Below are 19,419 nucleotides of genomic sequence, written 5' to 3' on the forward strand. Positions count from 1 at the left end.
TTATTTAAGTTTCTTTTACATACGGAACACTTAATATTATCTTTTCTTCAGTAAACTGTTTTATTTCTTCTTCCGAATAACCTATTTCCTTCAATATTTCTTCATTGTTTTCACCTATTAATGGAGCATCGTTCTTAACATGAACATCAATAGTGTTGAACTTAATAGGAGGCATTGCCATAAAGCATTTAGAACCATCCCTATTTTCAACTTCATATAAATAGTTGTTGGCAATAGCTTGTGGATCCTTAATAACATCATTAACACCTTGAATCTTCTCATGCGCTATATCAGCAGCAATTAATTTTTTATCCATTTCATCTTGTGTCCATTTTTCAAACTGCTTTGATATAATTTCAATAAATTCGGAAGAATTTACTTTTGCAGCTAATGTAGTTGAATATTTTTCATTACCTATTAAATCTTCTCTTTCGATTACCTTACATAAAGAATCATAATATCTTTCATGTTCTAATATACTTAAAAATATCCAACCGCCGTCTTTACATTTATAAGAATTAATTACCGGTGAGTTAGCTTCAGTTCTTGTTTTTGGATATATATCTCCATATTGGGTGGAGGCAACGAGCGAACTTAAATTCCATATTGCTTGTGCAAATAATGATACCATGACTTTTGCACCAATACCTGTTTTCTGCTGTTGATAGAGAGCTGCAGCTATACCTCCTGATAAGCTGCAAGAAGTAGTTGCATCTCCAAAGCCTATAGGAGGATTAACTGTAGTGCCCTTTTCTGCAGAATCAAGCATAGCACCACTCCTTGCCCAGAAAGCTACAGTATCAAATCCCGGATTATCCTTAGCCGGTCCGTAATCACCGAATCCATTTATTTGTGCCCACACAATTCTTGGATATTTTTCATGAACAGATTCATAATCTAATCCTAATTTCTGAAGTGCTTTTGTTCTGTAGCTTGTTACAAATACATCTGCTGTTGCTAATATTTTATGAAGTATTTCCATTCCTTTTTCTGATTTTAAATCTACAGATATACCCCTTTTTTCTGAATTATAGCAACTATACAACGGATTAACTCCGAAAGTTGTAGGTGCCCCCATTCCTGCACCTGTTGTTCTCCCCGGATCACCCCAAAACGGTTCGACCTTTATTACATCAGCTCCCCAATCAGCAAGTATTCTTGCTGTACCCGGTCCGGCAATAAAATAAGTTAAATCAACTACCTTGACTCCTGTTAATGGTTTAAACATATGATACCTCCTAAGCATTTTTTAATTAAATAATATTATTTTTCTATTTATGGCCAATTAGGAAACAGTGAGAACAATATTACCGCTAATATTGAAGCAATCGCCGGTACTACAACCGTTAACCAAAATACAAGACCGTATGCATCTTTATGCGATTCATTACACAAACCGTTTGTTACCGTAACTATATATCCATTATGCGGCAATGAATCTAATGCTGCTGACGATATAGTCATAACCCTATGTATTGAAGCTGCCGGTACTCCGAGAGCTAAATATGCCGGTCCCAATAAAGGCGCCGCTATACCTAAACCTCCGGAAGCTGAACCGCAAATACCTGCTATAACAGTTGTACCAATAGCAACCCCTGCCAGTGGTGGACCAGGTATACCTAACATAGCGTCAATTATAACCGGAAATGCTACAGACGCTTTTACAACAGCTCCAAATCCTACAACTGCACATGTATTAGAAATAGAAACTACAGATTGCTTACAAGCTTCCCCTAAATTATAGAAAATTTTACTGTTATCCTGATATTTATTTAACAACAATATTACTATTAAGGATCCTAAAAATACTCCAAATTCTAATGGAACTAAAACCTTTCCATCTATTTTCATATTTATAACAAAAATTGTTATAAATAATGGTACAAGAGCTGTTAAACCACCAGGATACTGTGCATCATCATGAAAGACATCAATTGACTTCGCTACAAAGGTTTCTCCTTTAGCTTTCGCTCTGTTTACTACTTTTATAAGTATTGTACAGCCTAATATCAATATAAATAATATGCTTATGAAACCGTTGACTGTTCCAGCCATTAAATCTGTCCCTAACGCTGATGCCGGAACGGCATTATGAATTTGTGGTGCACCCGGTGCAACCATTGCCCAAGTAGAACACCCAAATGTTAATGCCGCAGGAATAAATCTTCTTGGATATCCGGCCTGTTTAAATACCTCTAATGCTATGGGAAAAACTGCAAAACTTGCTACAAAGACGCTAACACCGCCATAGGATATTATGCCGCATGCCAAAGGTATAGAAATAAGTGCCATACTTGGACCAAATTTATTAATTATCATTTTTGCTATAGCTTTTGCACCGTTAGTAATTTCGTAAGCTTTACCCATTATGGTACCCGTTAGAAATATTAAGAAATTTGCTTTAAAGAAGCCCACAAAACCTCCCATATAGCTTTCCTTTAATCCATCATAAAGATTAATACCACCGGTTAAAGCCACTATTGAAGAGCACAACAAGGCAACAACATATATATTTATACCTCTCATAATAAGCACTACCAGCAATCCAAGTGATACAAGAATTCCAAGTATACTTAATAAAACAGATCCATTCATACTTTCACCTCTCGTTTTTTATTTTTAGTTAAATATCTTCAAAGATTATTTATTTTTAAAAACTGCTGGTCTTTTCTCAATAAATGCTGACATTCCTTCATCCTTGTCTTCTGTAGCAAAAGATAAAGCTGCAATATCCTTTTCAAATTCTAAACCATTAGCAATATCCATCTCCATTCCTCTGTTTATAGCAACTTTTGCAAATCCAATTGCTAATGACGCATTTTTTAGAATCATCTTCATCATTTTTTTAGCTTCATCAATTAATATTTCATGTTCTACAATTTTATTTATAAGTCCGATTTCTAAAGCCTCATCTGCTTTAACTTGTCTTCCTGTATAAATAAGCTCTTTAGCAAGTCCTGAACCAATTAATCTTGGTAATCTTTGAGTACCGCCAAAGCATGGTATAACTCCTAACCCTACCTCCGGCTGTCCAAATATTGCTTTAGTTGAAGCAATTCTTATATCACAGCTTAAGGATAGTTCGCATCCTCCGCCTAATGCATATCCATTTACAGCGGCAATGACCGGTTTTTCTATGTTTTCAATTTTATTAAAAACATTTTGTGCATTTTCAGCATAAGCCCTGCCTTCAAAACTTTTATAATTTTTCATTTGCACTATATCAGCACCTGCAACAAATCCTTTGCCTTCTCCGGTTATAATAATACCTCTGATTGAAGATTCCTTTTTTATACAATCAAAGATATTGTTAAGTTCGGTTAATGTTAAATCATTTAGTGCATTTAGAGCTTTTGGCCTATTCATCTTTACAATTGCAATATCATCTTCAATTGTTAATTGAATATTTTCCAAATTAGAAATAAGGTCCGACAATAACATTTTTCCTCCTGATTTACTTGCATTTTATATTTATCTACCAAGGCCTCGTTAGATACTTAACTAACAAGCAATACTTATGCCAAATATTCATAAACAATTATCGCAAAATATTGTCTTAGTTGTTATACGTTGAAAAATTAACGAATTTATCACTGTTTTAAAAATTAAAAACAGTTATTCATCTGCCTTTGTTAATAAATTTACATTTGAAAAAACATTTATATTTTGGTAAATTAATAATTATAATGTCTCAAACTTGATACTTTTGTATATGTTTTGAGACATTATTCGACTTATATTATGCCATAACTCGACATTATAGCTATGATACAATGAAAATTCAACATATATACATATTTTCAAGGAATCTCATTAATCTATAGAAACTTATAGGCAAAACACACCCAATTGTTAATGCATTAACAATTGGGTGTGTTTTTGTTGTATCAAATTTAAGACAATTTATTATCTAAAGAAGGAGTTGTTCGTTCCCTTCTTTAGATAATCACTTCTATATTTTCATAGATATAAGTTGCTCCTGAAGTAACCGTTAAAAGTACAACTACAGCAACCAATGGACCGATCCAAAGGTTTGTAAATTCAAAATAACCTGTATAGTTTAATAAAATAACAACTATCAGTATCATCTGAAAAACTGTTTTTATTTTACCCCAAGGGTTTGCAGCTATTTTTACTCCCTTTGAAGCTGCCAAGGTTCTGAACCCGGATACTAAAAATTCTCTTGAAATAATTATAATAACAACCCAAGAGCTCAAATAACCAATCTCCACAAACGCAATAAAAGCCGCACATGTTAAAAGCTTATCTGCAAGAGGATCCATAAATTTTCCGAAATCGGTAATTAAATTATCTCTCCTTGCTATATATCCATCAATTGCATCGGTTACTGCCGCAGCTGCAAAAACCAAAAGAGGCAGAAAACGAAATACTCCTTTGCTTATGTACAAAAATATCAGAAAAAGGGGTATTGCCAATATCCTTATAACAGTAAGCTTATTTGGTAAATTCATGTTCTTAAACCAGTTCATCAACCTCATCTCCCATCAAATCATATTCTAAAGCATCATTTATTTTAACCTTATAAATATTGCCTAAATCTAATTTCTTGTCTGATGTTACATAAACAACACCGTCTATATCTATAGAATCCATATAAGTTCTTCCGACGTATATATTCTCAACATCCTTTTCTTCAATTAAAACATCATAAGTTTTGCCTATTTTAGCTAAGTTGTTTTCATATGATATGCCGACCTGCAGCTCCATCAACTCATCCTGTCTTCTTTGTTTAATATCATCATCTACTTGGTCAGGAAGCTTGTAAGCAGGAGTATGTTCCTCCCTTGAATATTGGAAAACACCAACTCTGTCAAGTTTATATTCCTCTAAAAATTTTAACAGCTCCTCGTGCTCTTCCTCTGTTTCTCCGGGAAATCCTGTTATTAAAGAAGTTCTGATTACAGCATCTTCAATTTCATTTCTGATTTTATTTATTAAATCTATTATTTGCTTCTTGTTTGTATTCCTGTGCATCCTTTTTAATATTCTGTCATTAATATGTTGTAACGGTATGTCAAAATAATTAAGAAGCTTATCATTATTTTTAAATTCATTTATAAGTTCATTATAAATATCTTCGGGATACAAATAATGAATTCTAATCCATTGAACTCCGTCAATTTCAGAAACCTTTTTAATTACCTCATGAAGCTTTCTTTCACCATACAAATCAAGTCCATACTTACTTGTATCCTGAGCAATAATTATTATTTCCTTTGCTCCCTGCTTTGCAAGAATTTTTGCCTCTTCAACAATTTTTTCAATTTTCCTGCTTTTATATGGTCCTCTGAGCTGTGGTATAACGCAGTAGGTGCAATTATTGCTGCAGCCTTCCGCTATCTTTAAGTACGCGTACCAATTTTCCGTCAAAGAGTTTCTTGGAAGATTTTCTTCGTCCAACTCCTTCATATTGGTATCAACCACTAATTGCTTACTGTTTTCGTATTTTTCTATATATTCATCTATTTTATCAAACCCGCTTGTACCTACGATTATATCTACTTCCGGAATTTCCTTTGACAGTTCTTCGCCGAATCTTTGAGCTAAACAACCGGTTACTATTATTTTTGCATTTTGGTTTGCCTCATTTTTTACATCTGCAGCAGCCAATATTGCATTGACTGATTCCTGCTGTGCATCACTTATAAACGAGCATGTATTTATAATGATGTAGTCTGCTTTGTCAGCATAATCTGTGGTTTTAAATCCTTTGTTGCGTAAAATACCCAGCATGTTTTCAGAATCAACTAAATTCTTTGAACATCCCAGTGAATGCATATAAATCTTTTTCATTAATTTCCTCTCATTTCGTCTAATTCTTCTTTAGTTATAAGCACTTTTCGAGGCTTGCTTCCTTCATGACCCCCTACTATTCCTCTTTCTTCAAGCTGATCGATTATTCTTGCTGCTCTTGCATATCCAACTTTAAATTTTCTTTGAATGTAAGATGCAGAAGCCTGGCCGTCTGTAACGACCATTTCAACTGCTTGTTCTAAAAGCTCATCTACTTCTTCATCACTGTTTTGTGTTTTTTCTATTTCATTTATTATTTCATTTTGTTTATTTATTTTTATTTCTATTTGTTGTTCCTTAATGTTATCTACAACTCTTTTAATTTCATCGTCTGATATAAATGTTCCCTGGATACGTATCGGCTTAGGCAGACCGATTGGATGATAAAGCATATCACCTCTTCCAAGAAGCTTCTCAGCTCCTCCCGAATCTAAAATTGTCCTTGAGTCAATATGTGAAGATACCGCAAAAGCAATACGTGAAGGTATATTTGCCTTAATAACACCTGTTATAACATCTACAGACGGTCTTTGAGTCGCTATAACAAGGTGCATGCCGCATGCTCTTGCAAGCTGAGCTATTCTTGTTATATATTCTTCAACTTCGGAAGATGCAACAGTCATCAAATCAGCTAATTCATCTATTACGATAACTATCTGAGGCATTTTATCATTACCTTCTTTAACCATCTTTTCATTGTAGGTTGCAATATCTCTTACGCTGTTTTGAGCAAATACCTTGTAACGGCTTGTCATTTCCGAAACAGCCCAATTCAGTGCATTTGCCGCCTTGCGAGGGTCTGTAACAACAGGTATCAATAAATGCGGCAACCCATTGTATACACTTAATTCAACCACCTTGGGATCTATCAGTATAAGCTTGACCTCATCAGGTCTCGCTTTAAATAAAATACTCATGATCAAAGAATTAATGCATACACTTTTACCCGAACCGGTAGCCCCTGCTATTAAAAGGTGAGGCATCTTATCAATGCTTGCTATAATGTTTTTTCCTGCTATATCTTTTCCCAAAGCGAACGGAATATTTGTACCAACAGTCTTATATTCTTTTGATTCTATTAAGCTCCTTAAATATACGCTCGTCTTACTTTTGTTCGGAACTTCTATTCCTATTGCAGCCTTGCCGGGTATGGGTGCTTCCATACGTATATCCGACGTAGCTAACGCAAGAGCTATATCGTTGGATAAGCCGGTTATTCTGCTGACCTTAATACCGGGAGCAGGTTGGATTTCATATCTTGTAATTGTAGGTCCCTTGTTAATCTGAAGAATGTTGCAGGGTATATTAAAATTGTTTAATGTTTCAATCAGCTTTTCCCCATCTTTCTTCAAATCCTCCTTATCTCCTCTGCTCTGCTGCGTCAGCGGATTTAAATGTGTTGTTGACGGTATTTTATACTTATCACTTTTAACACCGGTAATGTTGATTATATCATCGGTAATTGCTTGCGGTTCAAATTTTTCCTTATGATTTGTCTTTTTTTCTTTTTCCGCATATTCTATATCTTCCTGTTTTTTCGTGTCAGCTTGTACTGCATTTGGAAACGGTTTTTTTATGTCATCAATTTTAAGCTGCGTAATTTCCGACTTTTTATTGTTATCTGCCGGATTTAAATAATCATATATTTTAATATCATCTGCTGACTCAATTTGATTTTTATTATGCTTTTCAACTGATTTTTTATTATTATCTTCATCAGTCGATTCTGTAAATACAAAATTATATACTGCATTTAAAAATTTCTTTATGTAACTTGCAAATAATTTGAATATTCCTATGATACTTTGGTTTGTAAACAGTACTATGCTTGAAAATACCAACGCGCCAAGAACTATGTACGTGCCGTTTTTATCTAATAGTTTTACAAATATATATGTTAATATATTTCCTATTATGCCTCCGCCCACTTTTTTTAAGCCTATATCTGCAGAAGCTTTAAATAATTCCTGTAAGTTGTTGTTTCCCTTTAATATAGCAAAAATTGCCGTATCAGATATAGAAACATATACTAAGTAACAAATAAAAAAGCCGATTATTGCGATAATTTGATTATTATCATTTAAAATTACTATGTTTAATAACCTCATTACTCCAATTGTCAATATAAAATAAGGTAATACATCAGCACCCTTACCAAAAATAGAATGAGTAAAAACATTAATTGATTTGCCTATAATACCCGTTTGATTTTCTTTGTTTGTGACTACAATTAAAAATACGGCAAATGCAACAATAAAAATACCCATTATTTCTTTTTTAAGAACATCGGTTTTTTTACTTTGATTTGTGCTTGTACTTTTTTTTCTTGTATTTGTTTTTTTTGACTTGCTTTCAGTTTGTACTTTTGCCATTTTGTACAACGTCCCCCTGTACTATTCTAAAATTTATTCTATCATAAGTGCAAGCCGCTTATCGGTTTGCTTCACACCGATACAATAAATACATAATCAGACAAAGACGTTCGTCTTTGCATCCTTAATAGTATTTATTATATCATAAAGTACTGAATAGCCGCAATAATTATTTAATTATGAACAAAAATCTAATTTTTCTTTTCCATTTCATCTATTAAGTTTCTTAAAACATTCATTGCCGAGCTAAAGCCGCCAATTTCGTCAATAAGCCCTATATCTATTACTTCTTGAGCATTAAGTACCGTTCCCACATCATTAGCAATTTCATCTGTATCATACATGTACCCCAGCAATGCTTTTTTATCCACTCTTGAATTATCGACTATGAAATTAATAATTCTTTCCTGCATTTTCTGAAAATATCTAAAGGTCTGAGGAACTCCTATCACAAACCCGTTTGTACGAATAGGATGAATTGTCATGGTTCCCGTTGGAGCAATAAATGAATATTCGGCTGATACAGCAAGAGCTGTTCCTATACTGTGTCCTCCGCCCAATACTATTGATACTGTTGGCTTAGTTATACTTGCAATTAATTCAGAAATCGCAAGACCCGCCTCCACATCTCCTCCCACTGTGTTTATAAGTAAAAGAACACCTTTGATTTGAGGGTCCATTTCGGCACCTATTATCATAGGAATAATATGTTCATACTTGGTAGTCTTGCTTTGAGGCGGCAAGGAAGTATGGCCTTCTATTTCTCCGATAATACTTATAAAGCAAATATCCTTTACAGGACTTATATCTGTTACACTACCCACCTGTTTTACATTTTCTATGGGTTGGTCAGAATTTTCATCGCCCTTATTACCCTCATTTCCATTAAATAAAAACGGATTTGCCGGCTCAGAATTATTATTACTATTGTTATTTTGATTGTTGTTATAATTCCTGTTTCCATCCATATTGTTGAATGACTGTTGCTGCAAGTTCAGGTTTTGATTGTTGTTTCCCATTTTATCCTCCAAAATAAAAATAATCAGGTTATTCCTGATTATTCTTTGATAAATTAGTTATTTTATGCAACAGTTTTATACGCAGCTTAATCATTTTCTATAATAATCATATCACTACCTATTTTTTTTATGTTCTTCCATAAAATTTCTTTTTTCTTCGGCTCCTTAAAAATATTAAAATGCGAGTTGCTGCCGGATATAAAGCTTATTATTTCTCCGGTCTTTTCTTCAATGACCAGGTCACAGTCACCAAATATCCCCAAATTCTCACCGGTGTCAATATTAATTATTTCTTTGCTGTACAATTCACTTAATTTCATTAATTTCCCCCCTTATATACAATTGATAAGCCATAGATAAACTATCGTATTTTATACTCCTGTATGCCCGAACCCTCCTGCTCCTCTTGCAGTATCACCTAATTCCTCAACTAATTCAAACTCCGGTCTTTCATGCTTAATAAAAACCATTTGAGCAATCCTGTCACCATTATTGATGGTGAAATCTTTATCCCCTAAATTGATTAAAATTACTTTTATTTCACCTCTGTAATCAGAATCAATGGTTCCTATTCCGTTTACGAGGGAAATACCATGCTTTATTGCAAGACCGCTTCTTGCTCTTACCTGTGCTTCATAACCTTCAGGAATTTCAATAAAAATACCTGTCGGAACCAATATTCTTTCCATCGGCTTCAATGTTATGGACTCCTGTACATATGCCTGCAAATCAACTCCTGCAGAACCCCTTGTTTCAAATGCCGGTAAATTAAACAGATTATTTTTGACAATTTTAATTTTCATATTTTTCTCCCAGTACTTTATTAATAATTTCTTCAATTCCTTTATGTTTATTTAAATTTCCCGTAAAAGTAATACTTAATTTGTCAATGTCAAATAATTCATTAGCAACCTTTATAACATCCTCTAATTTAACATTGTTAATACTGTTGATTACTTCTTCAGGATATAAAATTTCATTAAATAAAAGTTCTCTTCGTCCTATTGCAGACATACGGCTTGATGTACTTTCCAAACCTAAAATATAATTACCCTTTATCTGCTGCTTGGCCCTGTTAAATTCCTTCATGGTAATTTCGCTGTTTTTCATACTAACCATCTGTTTTAACACTGTCCTTATTGCTTCCTCAACCTGATCATAGGACATACCTGCATATATGCTAAAGATACCGGAGTTGGAGTAATTTGATACGAATGAATAGATGGAATAAACCAAGCCCCTGTTTTCTCTTACCTCCTGGAAAATACGAGAGCTCATAGTACCACCGAAAATATTGTTTAGCACGAGCAAAGAATGATAATCCTCGTGGTGTCTGCCTATTGTTTTATTACCGATACAAACATGCAGCTGCTCCAAATCTTTATTAATACCTACAACTTTTCGTTCATAACGGCTGTCCTTATCGACATGTTCGACGAATTTATTTTGCCACTTGCTGAATTTTTCTTTAATTAAATTTACGAACAATTCTTCATCAAAGCTTCCGGCTACGGCAATCACAGTATTATGCGGTGAATATTTATCATTCATATAGCTTAAAACCTTTTCTGTAGTAAAGGTTTTTAAATTCTTCTCTGTACCTAAGATATTGTATGCCATAGGGCTTTCATTAAAAATTATTTCCGTTAATTTGTCGTGTACCAAATCCTCCGGAGAATCTTCATACATTTTTATTTCTTCAATTACAACTGAAATTTCCTTATCTATTTCTTCTTGCTTAAACAATGAATTAAAAAACATATCTGAAAGTATATCAACTGCTTCTACTATATTTTCGTCCAATACCTTTACATAAAAGCAAGTACATTCTTTGCTTGTAAAGGCATTCATCTGACCGCCTATATTATCAACTTCTTCAGCAATTTCATTAGCTCTTCTGTTTTTTGTTCCCTTAAAAAGCATGTGTTCTATAAAATGCGACAAACCGTTTGTTTCATCATTTTCGTTGTTAGAACCAACATTAACCCATATACCTATGGATGCAGATTTAACATATCCGATTTTTTCCGTTACTATCCTCAGTCCGTTATCTAAAGTGTACTTATTTATCATTTTTCCTCCGAATTTTGTCAATTTGGGGACATTCCTCCTATCCCCAAGGACTCGCTCTCAAAAAGAGGTGTGTCCCCTTTCATATATATCATTACCAAATTCTGATTAAATTCATAGTGCTGCATCTGCCTGTTACAAGCAGAATAATTATTATTATTAATAAAATAATTACTATCAATTTTTTTATAAAAGCTATATCTTTAAAAAATTTCATAAAAATCCCCCTTATATTAATGTATTAATATAAGAGTCAATTTATGTTATCAAATTTTTACATAAATTACAAGAACTTTAATTCTCGCTGTTCTCCTTGATATAATTTTCCTGATGAGATTATAACCACTCAAACAAAAAAGATTTGAGTAAACCGATGACGGTTTAAAAAACTCTAATGATTTTTGTTTTCAAAAAAATATTTATAGGAATAATTAATATGTTATAATATTTTATGAGGGGGTGGTAAGATGGGACTTGATGATAAGCAAAAAAGTTTTATCGAAGAGATGTATATGGATATGTATTATTTTCTATCGACCTATGCTCAGAGTTCGTTGAATGACTGTGCATTGGCCGAAGAAGCCGTTCAAGATACATTTAGGATTGCTTGTGCTAAAATAGATGATTTCATATCCAGCCCTAATCCAAAGGGGTGGTTGTTAAACACCTTGAAATATGTTATTAAGAATATGGTTCGCAGTAGGGCTTATATCAATAATATTATAATAACCTCCCTTGATAAAAATGAAATCACTCTTGCCAAGAATACAGATGAATTGAATATAGACATTATTTATTCCGATATTGTTGACAGTGAAGATTATAAATTATTAAAAAGAATTGCTCTTGACAAGTATACAATGCTTGAGGCTGCACAAGAGCTTGGGATATCCGTAGAAGCATGTAAAAAACGAGTACAACGTGCAAAGAAAAAATTGAAAAAAATTATAAAAAATAAAAATTAATTCGATGTCCCCAAAACTGCAAATGGATACATATACATAATAGAGAGAGGAGGAACAATATGCCCAACCAGAAAAAAAATCGGAATTATTCCATATATGACACAATGAGCACAGAAATGTTGGAGGAAATTTTAAGGGCAGATTCTCAGATACCTAATAGTAAAGATTCCGATACAGATGTGATTTTATATATTATGGAGGTGATTGTAAAACGGGAAAAAGAACACCCAACAGGAAAATTCACTGACATTCATATCGCATGGGAGTCATTTAGCAAAAATTATTTACCGTACCTCGATGAAGATAAATCTCTTTATGATGATAAAAAAGATATTATAGAAAAAATAAATCAAACACAATTCTTTAAACCTTCTTCACAAAAAAGGAGAAAATTAATGCGTGTTGCTTGTATCACTGCTATTGTAATTGTATCACTTTTCGTAGGAAATGTAACCGCAAACGCATTGGGTTTTGATTTATGGAGATCTGTCGCAAAATGGACTGAGGATATTTTTGGGTTTTCAGTGATTAATAATAAACAGTCGTTACCTGATGATTTACAGGAAACTCTGGATAGGTATAATATCAATACTGAAATTACTCCTATATGGCTGCCAGAAGGATATTTATTTGAAAGTGTGGATGTTGTTGAAAGCCCTTTGCGCACAATTATTAACTCTATTTATTCAAATAATAACGATGAAATTTTAGTTACTATAATTTCATTATCAGATCCATCTGCCAGTATATATGAAAAAGACGATAATGATGTTATCAAATATAGTATTGATGGTGTTGATCATTATATTATGACAAATTTAAAACGAACAACGGTGGTGTGGATGAAAAATAATTATGAATGCTCTATAATTGGGAATTTTTCAGTTGAAGAAGCTGAAAAAATAATAGATTCAATTTATGGGAGGTAATAATGAAAAGAAAAACTTTAAAAATAATTGCTATTGTCTTAATATTGATTCTTTGCACCGTTTCATCTATTTTTGCCAAAGATTTTAATATTCAGGCAAGTGAATATTTAGCTAGGTATTATGCTGAAATTTATTCTGAAGGAGATGGAAATATCTCAATATGGTTTGACATTACTGCCACAGGTAAAATGGATGAAATTGGTGCTTTAAGCATACGCTTACAGCAAAAATCTGATGAATCTTCGACGTGGAAAACTATAAAAACATATAACTACACAGATTATTCAAATATGCTCGCCTATGATAAGAGTCTTTACGGTTCCAGCGTCGATTACTCTGGAATAGAAGGATATTCATACAGAGCATATGTAACAGTTTGGGCGGGTAAAGATGGAGATGGAGATTCACGGGAAATTCTTACAGATACGATTGTTGCAGAATAATTTAATAATTGTTAATTTACAGAAAACATCAGTATTTTCACTAATTTAGTTAATGCAATGCTGATGTTTTTTCGTACGTGATAATATAAAGGTAAAATAAATTTTTCAAAATTTTACTAAACAAATTAAAAATTGTCCCTTTTTAAGCTTATCATTACATATATAAAGTAAAAGTACATATTAAACACCTCAGATATTTAGAGAAATAGATATTATAAACTAGGATTAATATTAATATTAACTGAACATTGAAAAGAATTTATTGAAAACAATAAATTAAAAATCTATGAGAGGAAGTGAAGATATGATACACATAAGGTCACCAAATAAGATAAAAGACTCTTTAATACCTCACAATTTGCATACTTAATCCTGAAAAAAGTACATGAGAGGATATTTTAGAGCCTTATAAGTAACATTATATAGCAAAAATAATATTTTTCAATGCTTTTGTTGCTATATAAAAATTTTTCATTCGAGATAAATAGATTGCAAGGCTATTTTCTCAATAGTAAGTAAAAATTATCTTGCAAAATAAAACTATAAGGAGAAAAAATCATGTTGAATTTTAAGAAAATTTATTCATTTGTCTTAGTTGTATTATTAGCTTTGTCTATGAACATGCAAACCTATGCAACTGTCCAGTCAAACCCATTAGATTTTATCGATATAAACGAAGATGACTTTAAAGAAGCAAACGAAGCATTAACTAAAAAAGGAAGCGCTTTAAAAATGCTTAGAGCTTCAAAAACTTTAAGTATGACTCACTACTATCAAGATGATAGTCGTTGGGGAAGCGATGTGATGGAAACTTGTGGATCAACAATTGCTTCTGCAGGTTGTTGCCTTACAAGCTTTACAATGATTCAAAGATATTTAGGTGGAACAGACGATCCGGGTGATGTTAATATTACGTTAGGAGATTATGCTTGCCCATTTTATTATTACGTAGCAGCAGATGAATATGAGTATACTGTGGAATACTTCTCAAGTTCAACTCAAACAGATAGTGATGCAATAAACTTTATAATAGGTTCTATCGATGAAGATAACCCTGTGCTTGTAGGTATGGTACATACTTCTGGTGAAACACATTTTGTTACTGCTTATGGATATAGCGGAGATACTATTTATATTAAAGATCCTTCTTCTTATTACGACCGCTCAACGTTGGATGAATATTTAGATAAAAACTGGACTGTAAACAGACTATGTGTATATGTAGATTAAATTATATTCAATATAAGGTTATATATTTTAAGTGGGCTGTTATATTTATAACAGCTCTTATATAAGAAATATGAGGAGAAGGACTATGATAATAAATAAATTAATTTTATTTTTTACAATTGTTTTAACTGTCTTTACAGGATGTGAAGAAATAGATAAGAATGATGATATAAACGATGAATATGCAACAAAAATAGTGGAAGAGATTCTACCCATATATCATGAAATTAATACAATTTTTAATGGATATATTGAAACAAAAGGCGATGTTATAATGGACGAAAGTGGTAATGCATATATGGAAGTAAATGACGAAAAATATAAATCTATAGATGATATTAGAAATTTATTAGGCTCGGTGTTTACCGCAGAATATATAGATAAAAAATATAATAAAATTATTGAATCTGAGTACCCACCTTTTAAGGAAATGGAAGGTAAGCTGTACGTTGCAGTTGTTTCAGGTGTAATCAAATCACCTTCAGATAATCCCATAGAAAAAATTGATTTGCTTGGAAACAATTCATTTTCAGCTGTTCTAATATTTGGAGAAAACAGTCCGAGCGAAATATTGAAATCAACATTTTACTTTAAAAAAGTAAATGATAATTGGTTAATAGATGAAATCGAAAATTAAAAGATATAGAAATTAATTTGTAGGTCGCATAAAAATTATATAACCTCTAAGCTGATGCAAAAAATATAACTGTTTGGAGGTTCTTTATTTATAAAACCAAATTTAATTCCGCTTTTTACTTGTTTACCTTGATTTTACCATCATCTCATTTGAAATATTGATATAATTCTCCAGATGGATTATAATGATTATTAAGTACATTATAATTAACAAAAGGGGCTTTAAATGAACTACACATGGTTTTTTATATTAATAGGGTTTATCGTAGTGTTTTTACTAATTATATCGCATATAAAAGCAACTAAAAAACTAAAATTATTTCTCATAAATTCCTTCGGCAAAATACCAAATCAAAAAAAATGCGAGTTTGAAAGTATCGAAAGTTATCGTCGCTGTAAGACAGCAGCAACCCATGACGATTTTAATACAATAGATAATATTACATGGGATGATTTAGACATGAACTTGATATTTAAACGAATTAATACTTGTCTGACATCTATAGGAGAAGAATATCTATATGACACACTTCATAATGTTCAAAATGAAGAAACTATTCTTTTAAAAAGAGAGAAACTTATTTCCTATCTGAAAGATAATGATGACGATAGACTGAAGCTGCAAATGAGTTTAGCCAAAGCGGGAAAATATAACTATAACGGCATAGCTTCTTTTATCTTTGATGCAGAAGCAAAATCTTTGAATTATAATTTTATATATAATATTTTAACGCTTATTCCCATCCTATGTATTTTCTTAGCCTTCTTTAACACGCAAGTGGGTATTTTATGTTTCATACTTTCAGCTATATTAAACGGCTTCGTATATTACGGAACAAAAGCAAAAATAGAAAGAGAGCTTTCTGCCATAAAATATTTTTCATCTATTTTGCAATGCTTAAATAAAATATTCAAAACCAAAAATTATGAATCTGTTCCCTTTTTCAGCGAGCTGAAAAAAAGCTATCTTATATTTAAACCTCTAAGAACTAAAATTTCAGATATTTTACAGAAGGATTTTTCTGACATGGCTGTTTTTGCGGAATATATAAAAATCATATTTCTCATCGACATACGAAATTACAACAAGGCCATAAGAATGATTTCAAAATATTCCAATGACTTTCATACATTGTACAAATCCATGGGTGAAATTGACATGGCAATTTGTGTGTTATCATTCAGAAAAAGTCTGCCTTTTTATTGTACTCCAGTTTTTTATAATGAAAACTCCACAGGTTTTGAAGACTTATATCATCCCCTTCTTTCAGATCCTGTACCTAACAGCGGAAAAATAAGCAATGACAGCATCATCACGGGTTCCAATGCTTCAGGAAAATCCACATTTATCAAATCATTAGCTATTAATGGTATTTTAGCTCAGACAATTCACACATGTACTGCAAAGGAATTTAATCTAAGGTTTTCATTAATAATTACTTCTATGGCTGTTCGCGACGACATTTCTGAAGGAGATAGCTACTTTATTAAAGAAATAAAATCATTAAAAAGAATACTCGATAAGGTGCAAGATACAACCTGCATATGTTTTGTAGATGAAATTTTAAAAGGAACAAACACAATTGAACGCATTGCTGCATCGACAGCCGTACTGAAATATCTGCACAATATAGACTGTCTTTGCATAACTGCTTCTCATGATATTGAGCTAACACATATATTAAATAAGGAATATGACAACTATCATTTTCGAGAGCATATTACAGATGATGGTATACATTTTGATTATAAGTTAAAACAAGGTCCGTCACAAACCAGAAACGCCGTTAAGCTGCTTCATTACATGAATTTTGACAGTCAAATAATCGAAGCAGCTGAAACGTTGGTTGAGAAATTTATTAATACAAAGGCATGGTGAATAATAATTTTAAAATAATAAAAAACCCTGTGCCCGCAGGGTAATTATTTTTTGTTCAATTCAAATCCATATTGTAAATTAATCAATTATTATAATATCAAATATAAATGGAAATTCTTCAGCTTTTCTTCTTTCAAAATCAACCTTTTATCCTCCTATTATATGCTATTACTTACTTTACAGCATTTTACCATGATAAATAACTTATCTACAAATTGGAATTTGTCATCGTACCAATGCTCGTTATCAGAATCAAATTGCTCTTATTATAAGATAAATCATAAGCAACCATATTGCCACAATTGGCAAGGCAAAATACCATTTCTCGGGTTTACCGTCTTCCCATAACCCTTCAGCACGAATACGGCATTCCTCAAACATATCAGGTGGAATCAATCGTACTGTCAAAGCAATAAGGCATGGCAATATAATTATGTCATCTAAATACCCTAATACGGGTATAAAATCCGGAATAAGGTCAATTGGAGATAAAGCATATATAACTGTTATTCCTGCAAAAATTTTCGCTATTATAGGTGTTTCTTTTTTTCTTAGTGCTATAAAAACAGCAGGAATATCTATTTTTAATTGTTTAGCTCTATCTTTAAGATTCATAATATGTTACTCTCCTGCATTATAGAAATACCCAAAGGTCAATATACATCAAAGCTCTTTTCCAAGCATGATTAGGTGAAACCCTCTTTCGTAAGCGTTTGGTTGTATTCCAATTACACGGAATCCATTTTCGAGATACCATTTATAGTCAATCCGAACACAGTCCAAATTCGCAATGGCATCTGATATGCTTGCTATTTCTTTGCCATGAATATTATCAAAACCGATTGAACTGATTCCGCTTCTAAATGTCAGATAACCTCTTTCACGGGCATATTTTTCTGCAACATCCAATAACTCTCCAAGTTTATGCTCCAATTTGAATATACCGTTATCATCAAAGCCGCTGCACTCAAGCTCAAGCGCTTTATAGCCTATTAGTTCTCTGCAAAGTATCCAGCCTTTTGGCTCACTTTCACTATCTCCAAGATACCAGCCTATAGTTTTAATCGTTTCATGTACATCACTTAGTTGACCGTAAGCTCCGTCATAGTCCCACCAATCCGGTTTTATAGTGCACATCAGTCTTGCAACATTAGGAATTCGTTCATGTGTTAATTCAAAAACTTTCATGCCTTACCTCCTCTTTCAGCTAATGACACCTCATGAATAATTACATCAAAATCATTTACAAAGTCCATTATTATACCTCCCAGTTTAATAAATGTACAATTAACCGTAACATCATAATGCCACGTCTGTTCCGCTGCAAAGATCAATAGCCATAATTCCCGTTTATAAAAATTACTTTAATTCTGTTCTTAGAAAATTGTCTGGAAATCAAAACAAAGTCATTACAGATGCGCTGTTCGTGTTTGCAATTAATGCATTTACCAAGTTTTACACATGGCGTATTTTTATGAAGCCTTTTTGCGTCTAATGGAGCTGCGATTTGTCTTGCACGGTAAACAGCATCTTCCACGGTATCTACTAACTTATTTACGCCAACGACAACGATAACTTGTTTGGGTCCGTATAGCATAGGGGCAACACGGCTGCCGTTCCCATCAATGTTAAACAACTGTCCATCCGTGGTGATGGCATTTGCGCCTGTAATAAATGTATCAGAATCAAAGTTTTTTATATAAAGTGCTCTTTTTTCCTCTTGTGTCAAATTGGGCTGATGTTTATCGTAAAAAGTAAACTTTCCACTTCGGAGATATTCAAATACTCCAGTTTCCTCTAATGTAACTGAATCTCCGCAGCCAATCTTTTCATCGCTAACAATAAGCGTAGAAAGCAAATAAAGCAATTCTTTTGTATTCTCAACATAATAGCCCGCCATATTGTTCTTCTGTAAATTGTAAATTGTTTTCCTTATTTTCTCATCCATGTGAGCAAAAAACCTCCCTTGTAAAATATAAATACATGTAAACTACCGACCAGCTAAAGCCAGTCGGCTTCCTGTATTTTCGACCTCGCACCGTAAAAAGGCAATTACTGCCTC

At 32.6% G+C, this 19,419-nt stretch carries 20 protein-coding genes; 6 read left to right on the plus strand and 14 right to left on the minus strand.

All coding sequences use genetic code 11. The features are described from left to right. Window positions 1-4: 4 nt before the first annotated feature. From RT412_RS09885 to RT412_RS09935, 11 genes are all read right to left on the minus strand, one after another. Window positions 5-1,228: a CaiB/BaiF CoA-transferase family protein gene (locus RT412_RS09885; protein WP_313343054.1), complete on the minus strand. Its 1,224-nt coding sequence runs from the start codon at window positions 1,226-1,228 to the stop codon at window positions 5-7. Between the two features lie 47 nt (window positions 1,229-1,275). After that, complete coding sequence (locus RT412_RS09890) at window positions 1,276-2,595, minus strand: GntP family permease (protein ID WP_313343057.1); 1,320 nt, start codon at window positions 2,593-2,595, stop codon at window positions 1,276-1,278. 45 nt (window positions 2,596-2,640) lie between these two features. Beyond that, on the minus strand, window positions 2,641-3,441 hold the full coding sequence (locus tag RT412_RS09895) for an enoyl-CoA hydratase-related protein (protein ID WP_313343060.1): 801 nt from the start codon (window positions 3,439-3,441) through the stop codon (window positions 2,641-2,643). Window positions 3,442-3,938: 497 nt separating this feature from the next. Further along, window positions 3,939-4,490, minus strand: a complete 552-nt coding sequence (gene pgsA, locus RT412_RS09900) for a CDP-diacylglycerol--glycerol-3-phosphate 3-phosphatidyltransferase (RefSeq protein WP_313343063.1) — start codon at window positions 4,488-4,490, stop codon at window positions 3,939-3,941. After that, window positions 4,477-5,814 (minus strand): 30S ribosomal protein S12 methylthiotransferase RimO, encoded by a 1,338-nt coding sequence (gene rimO / locus RT412_RS09905; RefSeq protein WP_313343066.1) that lies wholly within the window; start codon window positions 5,812-5,814, stop codon window positions 4,477-4,479. The genes pgsA and rimO overlap by 14 nt, the downstream gene beginning before the upstream one ends. Then, a complete protein-coding gene (locus RT412_RS09910) occupies window positions 5,814-8,186 on the minus strand; it encodes a DNA translocase FtsK 4TM domain-containing protein (RefSeq protein ID WP_313343070.1) in 2,373 nt (790 codons plus the stop codon). The genes rimO and RT412_RS09910 overlap by 1 nt, the downstream gene beginning before the upstream one ends. Window positions 8,187-8,377: 191 nt before the next feature. Further along, window positions 8,378-9,205, minus strand: coding sequence for an ATP-dependent Clp protease proteolytic subunit (locus RT412_RS09915; RefSeq protein ID WP_313343072.1), 828 nt, complete (start codon window positions 9,203-9,205; stop codon window positions 8,378-8,380). Window positions 9,206-9,291: 86 nt separating this feature from the next. Next, a complete protein-coding gene (locus tag RT412_RS09920) occupies window positions 9,292-9,525 on the minus strand; it encodes a YlmC/YmxH family sporulation protein (RefSeq protein ID WP_179237295.1) in 234 nt (77 codons plus the stop codon). A gap of 51 nt (window positions 9,526-9,576) precedes the next feature. After that, a complete protein-coding gene (gene dut, locus RT412_RS09925; RefSeq protein WP_313343074.1) occupies window positions 9,577-10,008 on the minus strand; it encodes a dUTP diphosphatase in 432 nt (143 codons plus the stop codon). Next, the gene (locus RT412_RS09930) at window positions 9,998-11,278 is read right to left on the minus strand and encodes a pitrilysin family protein (RefSeq protein WP_313343077.1); all 1,281 of its coding nucleotides are present in this window, start codon (window positions 11,276-11,278) and stop codon (window positions 9,998-10,000) included. Before RT412_RS09930 ends, dut begins: the two co-directional genes overlap by 11 nt. Before the next feature lie 91 nt (window positions 11,279-11,369). Next, a complete protein-coding gene (locus RT412_RS09935; protein WP_313343080.1) occupies window positions 11,370-11,492 on the minus strand; it encodes a hypothetical protein in 123 nt (40 codons plus the stop codon). A gap of 250 nt (window positions 11,493-11,742) precedes the next feature. Between RT412_RS09935 and RT412_RS09940 the strand changes: the two genes are divergently transcribed. The 6 genes from RT412_RS09940 to RT412_RS09965 all read left to right on the plus strand — a co-directional run bounded on the left by RT412_RS09940 (window position 11,743) and on the right by RT412_RS09965 (window position 17,357). After that, the gene (locus tag RT412_RS09940) at window positions 11,743-12,240 is read left to right on the plus strand and encodes a sigma-70 family RNA polymerase sigma factor (protein ID WP_313343083.1); all 498 of its coding nucleotides are present in this window, start codon (window positions 11,743-11,745) and stop codon (window positions 12,238-12,240) included. Window positions 12,241-12,356: 116 nt separating this feature from the next. Next, window positions 12,357-13,169 carry a DUF4367 domain-containing protein gene (locus tag RT412_RS09945; protein ID WP_313343085.1) on the plus strand — a complete coding sequence of 271 codons (813 nt, stop codon included), beginning with the start codon at window positions 12,357-12,359 and terminating at the stop codon, window positions 13,167-13,169. Window positions 13,170-13,171: 2 nt separating this feature from the next. Then, window positions 13,172-13,612 carry a hypothetical protein gene (locus tag RT412_RS09950; RefSeq protein ID WP_313343088.1) on the plus strand — a complete coding sequence of 147 codons (441 nt, stop codon included), beginning with the start codon at window positions 13,172-13,174 and terminating at the stop codon, window positions 13,610-13,612. 558 nt (window positions 13,613-14,170) lie between these two features. Next, window positions 14,171-14,842 carry a C39 family peptidase gene (locus tag RT412_RS09955; RefSeq protein WP_313343091.1) on the plus strand — a complete coding sequence of 224 codons (672 nt, stop codon included), beginning with the start codon at window positions 14,171-14,173 and terminating at the stop codon, window positions 14,840-14,842. Window positions 14,843-14,927: 85 nt separating this feature from the next. Then, window positions 14,928-15,479, plus strand: a complete 552-nt coding sequence (locus tag RT412_RS09960; protein WP_313343094.1) for a hypothetical protein — start codon at window positions 14,928-14,930, stop codon at window positions 15,477-15,479. A gap of 225 nt (window positions 15,480-15,704) precedes the next feature. Continuing rightward, on the plus strand, window positions 15,705-17,357 hold the full coding sequence (locus RT412_RS09965) for a MutS-related protein (protein ID WP_313343097.1): 1,653 nt from the start codon (window positions 15,705-15,707) through the stop codon (window positions 17,355-17,357). Between the two features lie 252 nt (window positions 17,358-17,609). Here RT412_RS09965 and RT412_RS09970 read toward each other — a convergent pair whose 3' ends face one another. The 3 genes from RT412_RS09970 to RT412_RS09980 form a co-directional block, all read right to left on the minus strand. Beyond that, window positions 17,610-17,972, minus strand: coding sequence for a DUF1232 domain-containing protein (locus RT412_RS09970; RefSeq protein WP_313343099.1), 363 nt, complete (start codon window positions 17,970-17,972; stop codon window positions 17,610-17,612). A 48-nt stretch (window positions 17,973-18,020) separates the two neighbouring features. Next, window positions 18,021-18,545 carry a hypothetical protein gene (locus RT412_RS09975; protein WP_313343101.1) on the minus strand — a complete coding sequence of 175 codons (525 nt, stop codon included), beginning with the start codon at window positions 18,543-18,545 and terminating at the stop codon, window positions 18,021-18,023. Between the two features lie 142 nt (window positions 18,546-18,687). Next, entirely contained in the window at window positions 18,688-19,305 is a 618-nt protein-coding gene (locus RT412_RS09980; protein WP_313343104.1) for a lactate utilization protein, read from the minus strand. Between the last annotated feature and the right edge of the window lie 114 nt (window positions 19,306-19,419).

The sequence above is a fragment of the Sedimentibacter sp. genome (assembly GCF_032080165.1).
Lineage (GTDB): Bacteria > Bacillota > Clostridia > Tissierellales > Sedimentibacteraceae > Sedimentibacter.

Coding starts and splice junctions, on each gene's coding strand:
- RT412_RS09885 (WP_313343054.1), bottom strand. CDS start 1,228: ATGTTTAAACCATTAACAGGAGTCAAGGTAGTTGATTTAACTTATTTT.
- RT412_RS09890 (WP_313343057.1), bottom strand. CDS start 2,595: ATGAATGGATCTGTTTTATTAAGTATACTTGGAATTCTTGTATCACTT.
- RT412_RS09895 (WP_313343060.1), bottom strand. CDS start 3,441: ATGTTATTGTCGGACCTTATTTCTAATTTGGAAAATATTCAATTAACA.
- pgsA (WP_313343063.1), bottom strand. CDS start 4,490: ATGAACTGGTTTAAGAACATGAATTTACCAAATAAGCTTACTGTTATA.
- rimO (WP_313343066.1), bottom strand. CDS start 5,814: ATGAAAAAGATTTATATGCATTCACTGGGATGTTCAAAGAATTTAGTT.
- RT412_RS09910 (WP_313343070.1), bottom strand. CDS start 8,186: ATGGCAAAAGTACAAACTGAAAGCAAGTCAAAAAAAACAAATACAAGA.
- RT412_RS09915 (WP_313343072.1), bottom strand. CDS start 9,205: ATGGGAAACAACAATCAAAACCTGAACTTGCAGCAACAGTCATTCAAC.
- RT412_RS09920 (WP_179237295.1), bottom strand. CDS start 9,525: ATGAAATTAAGTGAATTGTACAGCAAAGAAATAATTAATATTGACACC.
- dut (WP_313343074.1), bottom strand. CDS start 10,008: ATGAAAATTAAAATTGTCAAAAATAATCTGTTTAATTTACCGGCATTT.
- RT412_RS09930 (WP_313343077.1), bottom strand. CDS start 11,278: ATGATAAATAAGTACACTTTAGATAACGGACTGAGGATAGTAACGGAA.
- RT412_RS09935 (WP_313343080.1), bottom strand. CDS start 11,492: ATGAAATTTTTTAAAGATATAGCTTTTATAAAAAAATTGATAGTAATT.
- RT412_RS09940 (WP_313343083.1), top strand. CDS start 11,743: ATGGGACTTGATGATAAGCAAAAAAGTTTTATCGAAGAGATGTATATG.
- RT412_RS09945 (WP_313343085.1), top strand. CDS start 12,357: ATGTTGGAGGAAATTTTAAGGGCAGATTCTCAGATACCTAATAGTAAA.
- RT412_RS09950 (WP_313343088.1), top strand. CDS start 13,172: ATGAAAAGAAAAACTTTAAAAATAATTGCTATTGTCTTAATATTGATT.
- RT412_RS09955 (WP_313343091.1), top strand. CDS start 14,171: ATGTTGAATTTTAAGAAAATTTATTCATTTGTCTTAGTTGTATTATTA.
- RT412_RS09960 (WP_313343094.1), top strand. CDS start 14,928: ATGATAATAAATAAATTAATTTTATTTTTTACAATTGTTTTAACTGTC.
- RT412_RS09965 (WP_313343097.1), top strand. CDS start 15,705: ATGAACTACACATGGTTTTTTATATTAATAGGGTTTATCGTAGTGTTT.
- RT412_RS09970 (WP_313343099.1), bottom strand. CDS start 17,972: ATGAATCTTAAAGATAGAGCTAAACAATTAAAAATAGATATTCCTGCT.
- RT412_RS09975 (WP_313343101.1), bottom strand. CDS start 18,545: ATGAAAGTTTTTGAATTAACACATGAACGAATTCCTAATGTTGCAAGA.
- RT412_RS09980 (WP_313343104.1), bottom strand. CDS start 19,305: ATGGATGAGAAAATAAGGAAAACAATTTACAATTTACAGAAGAACAAT.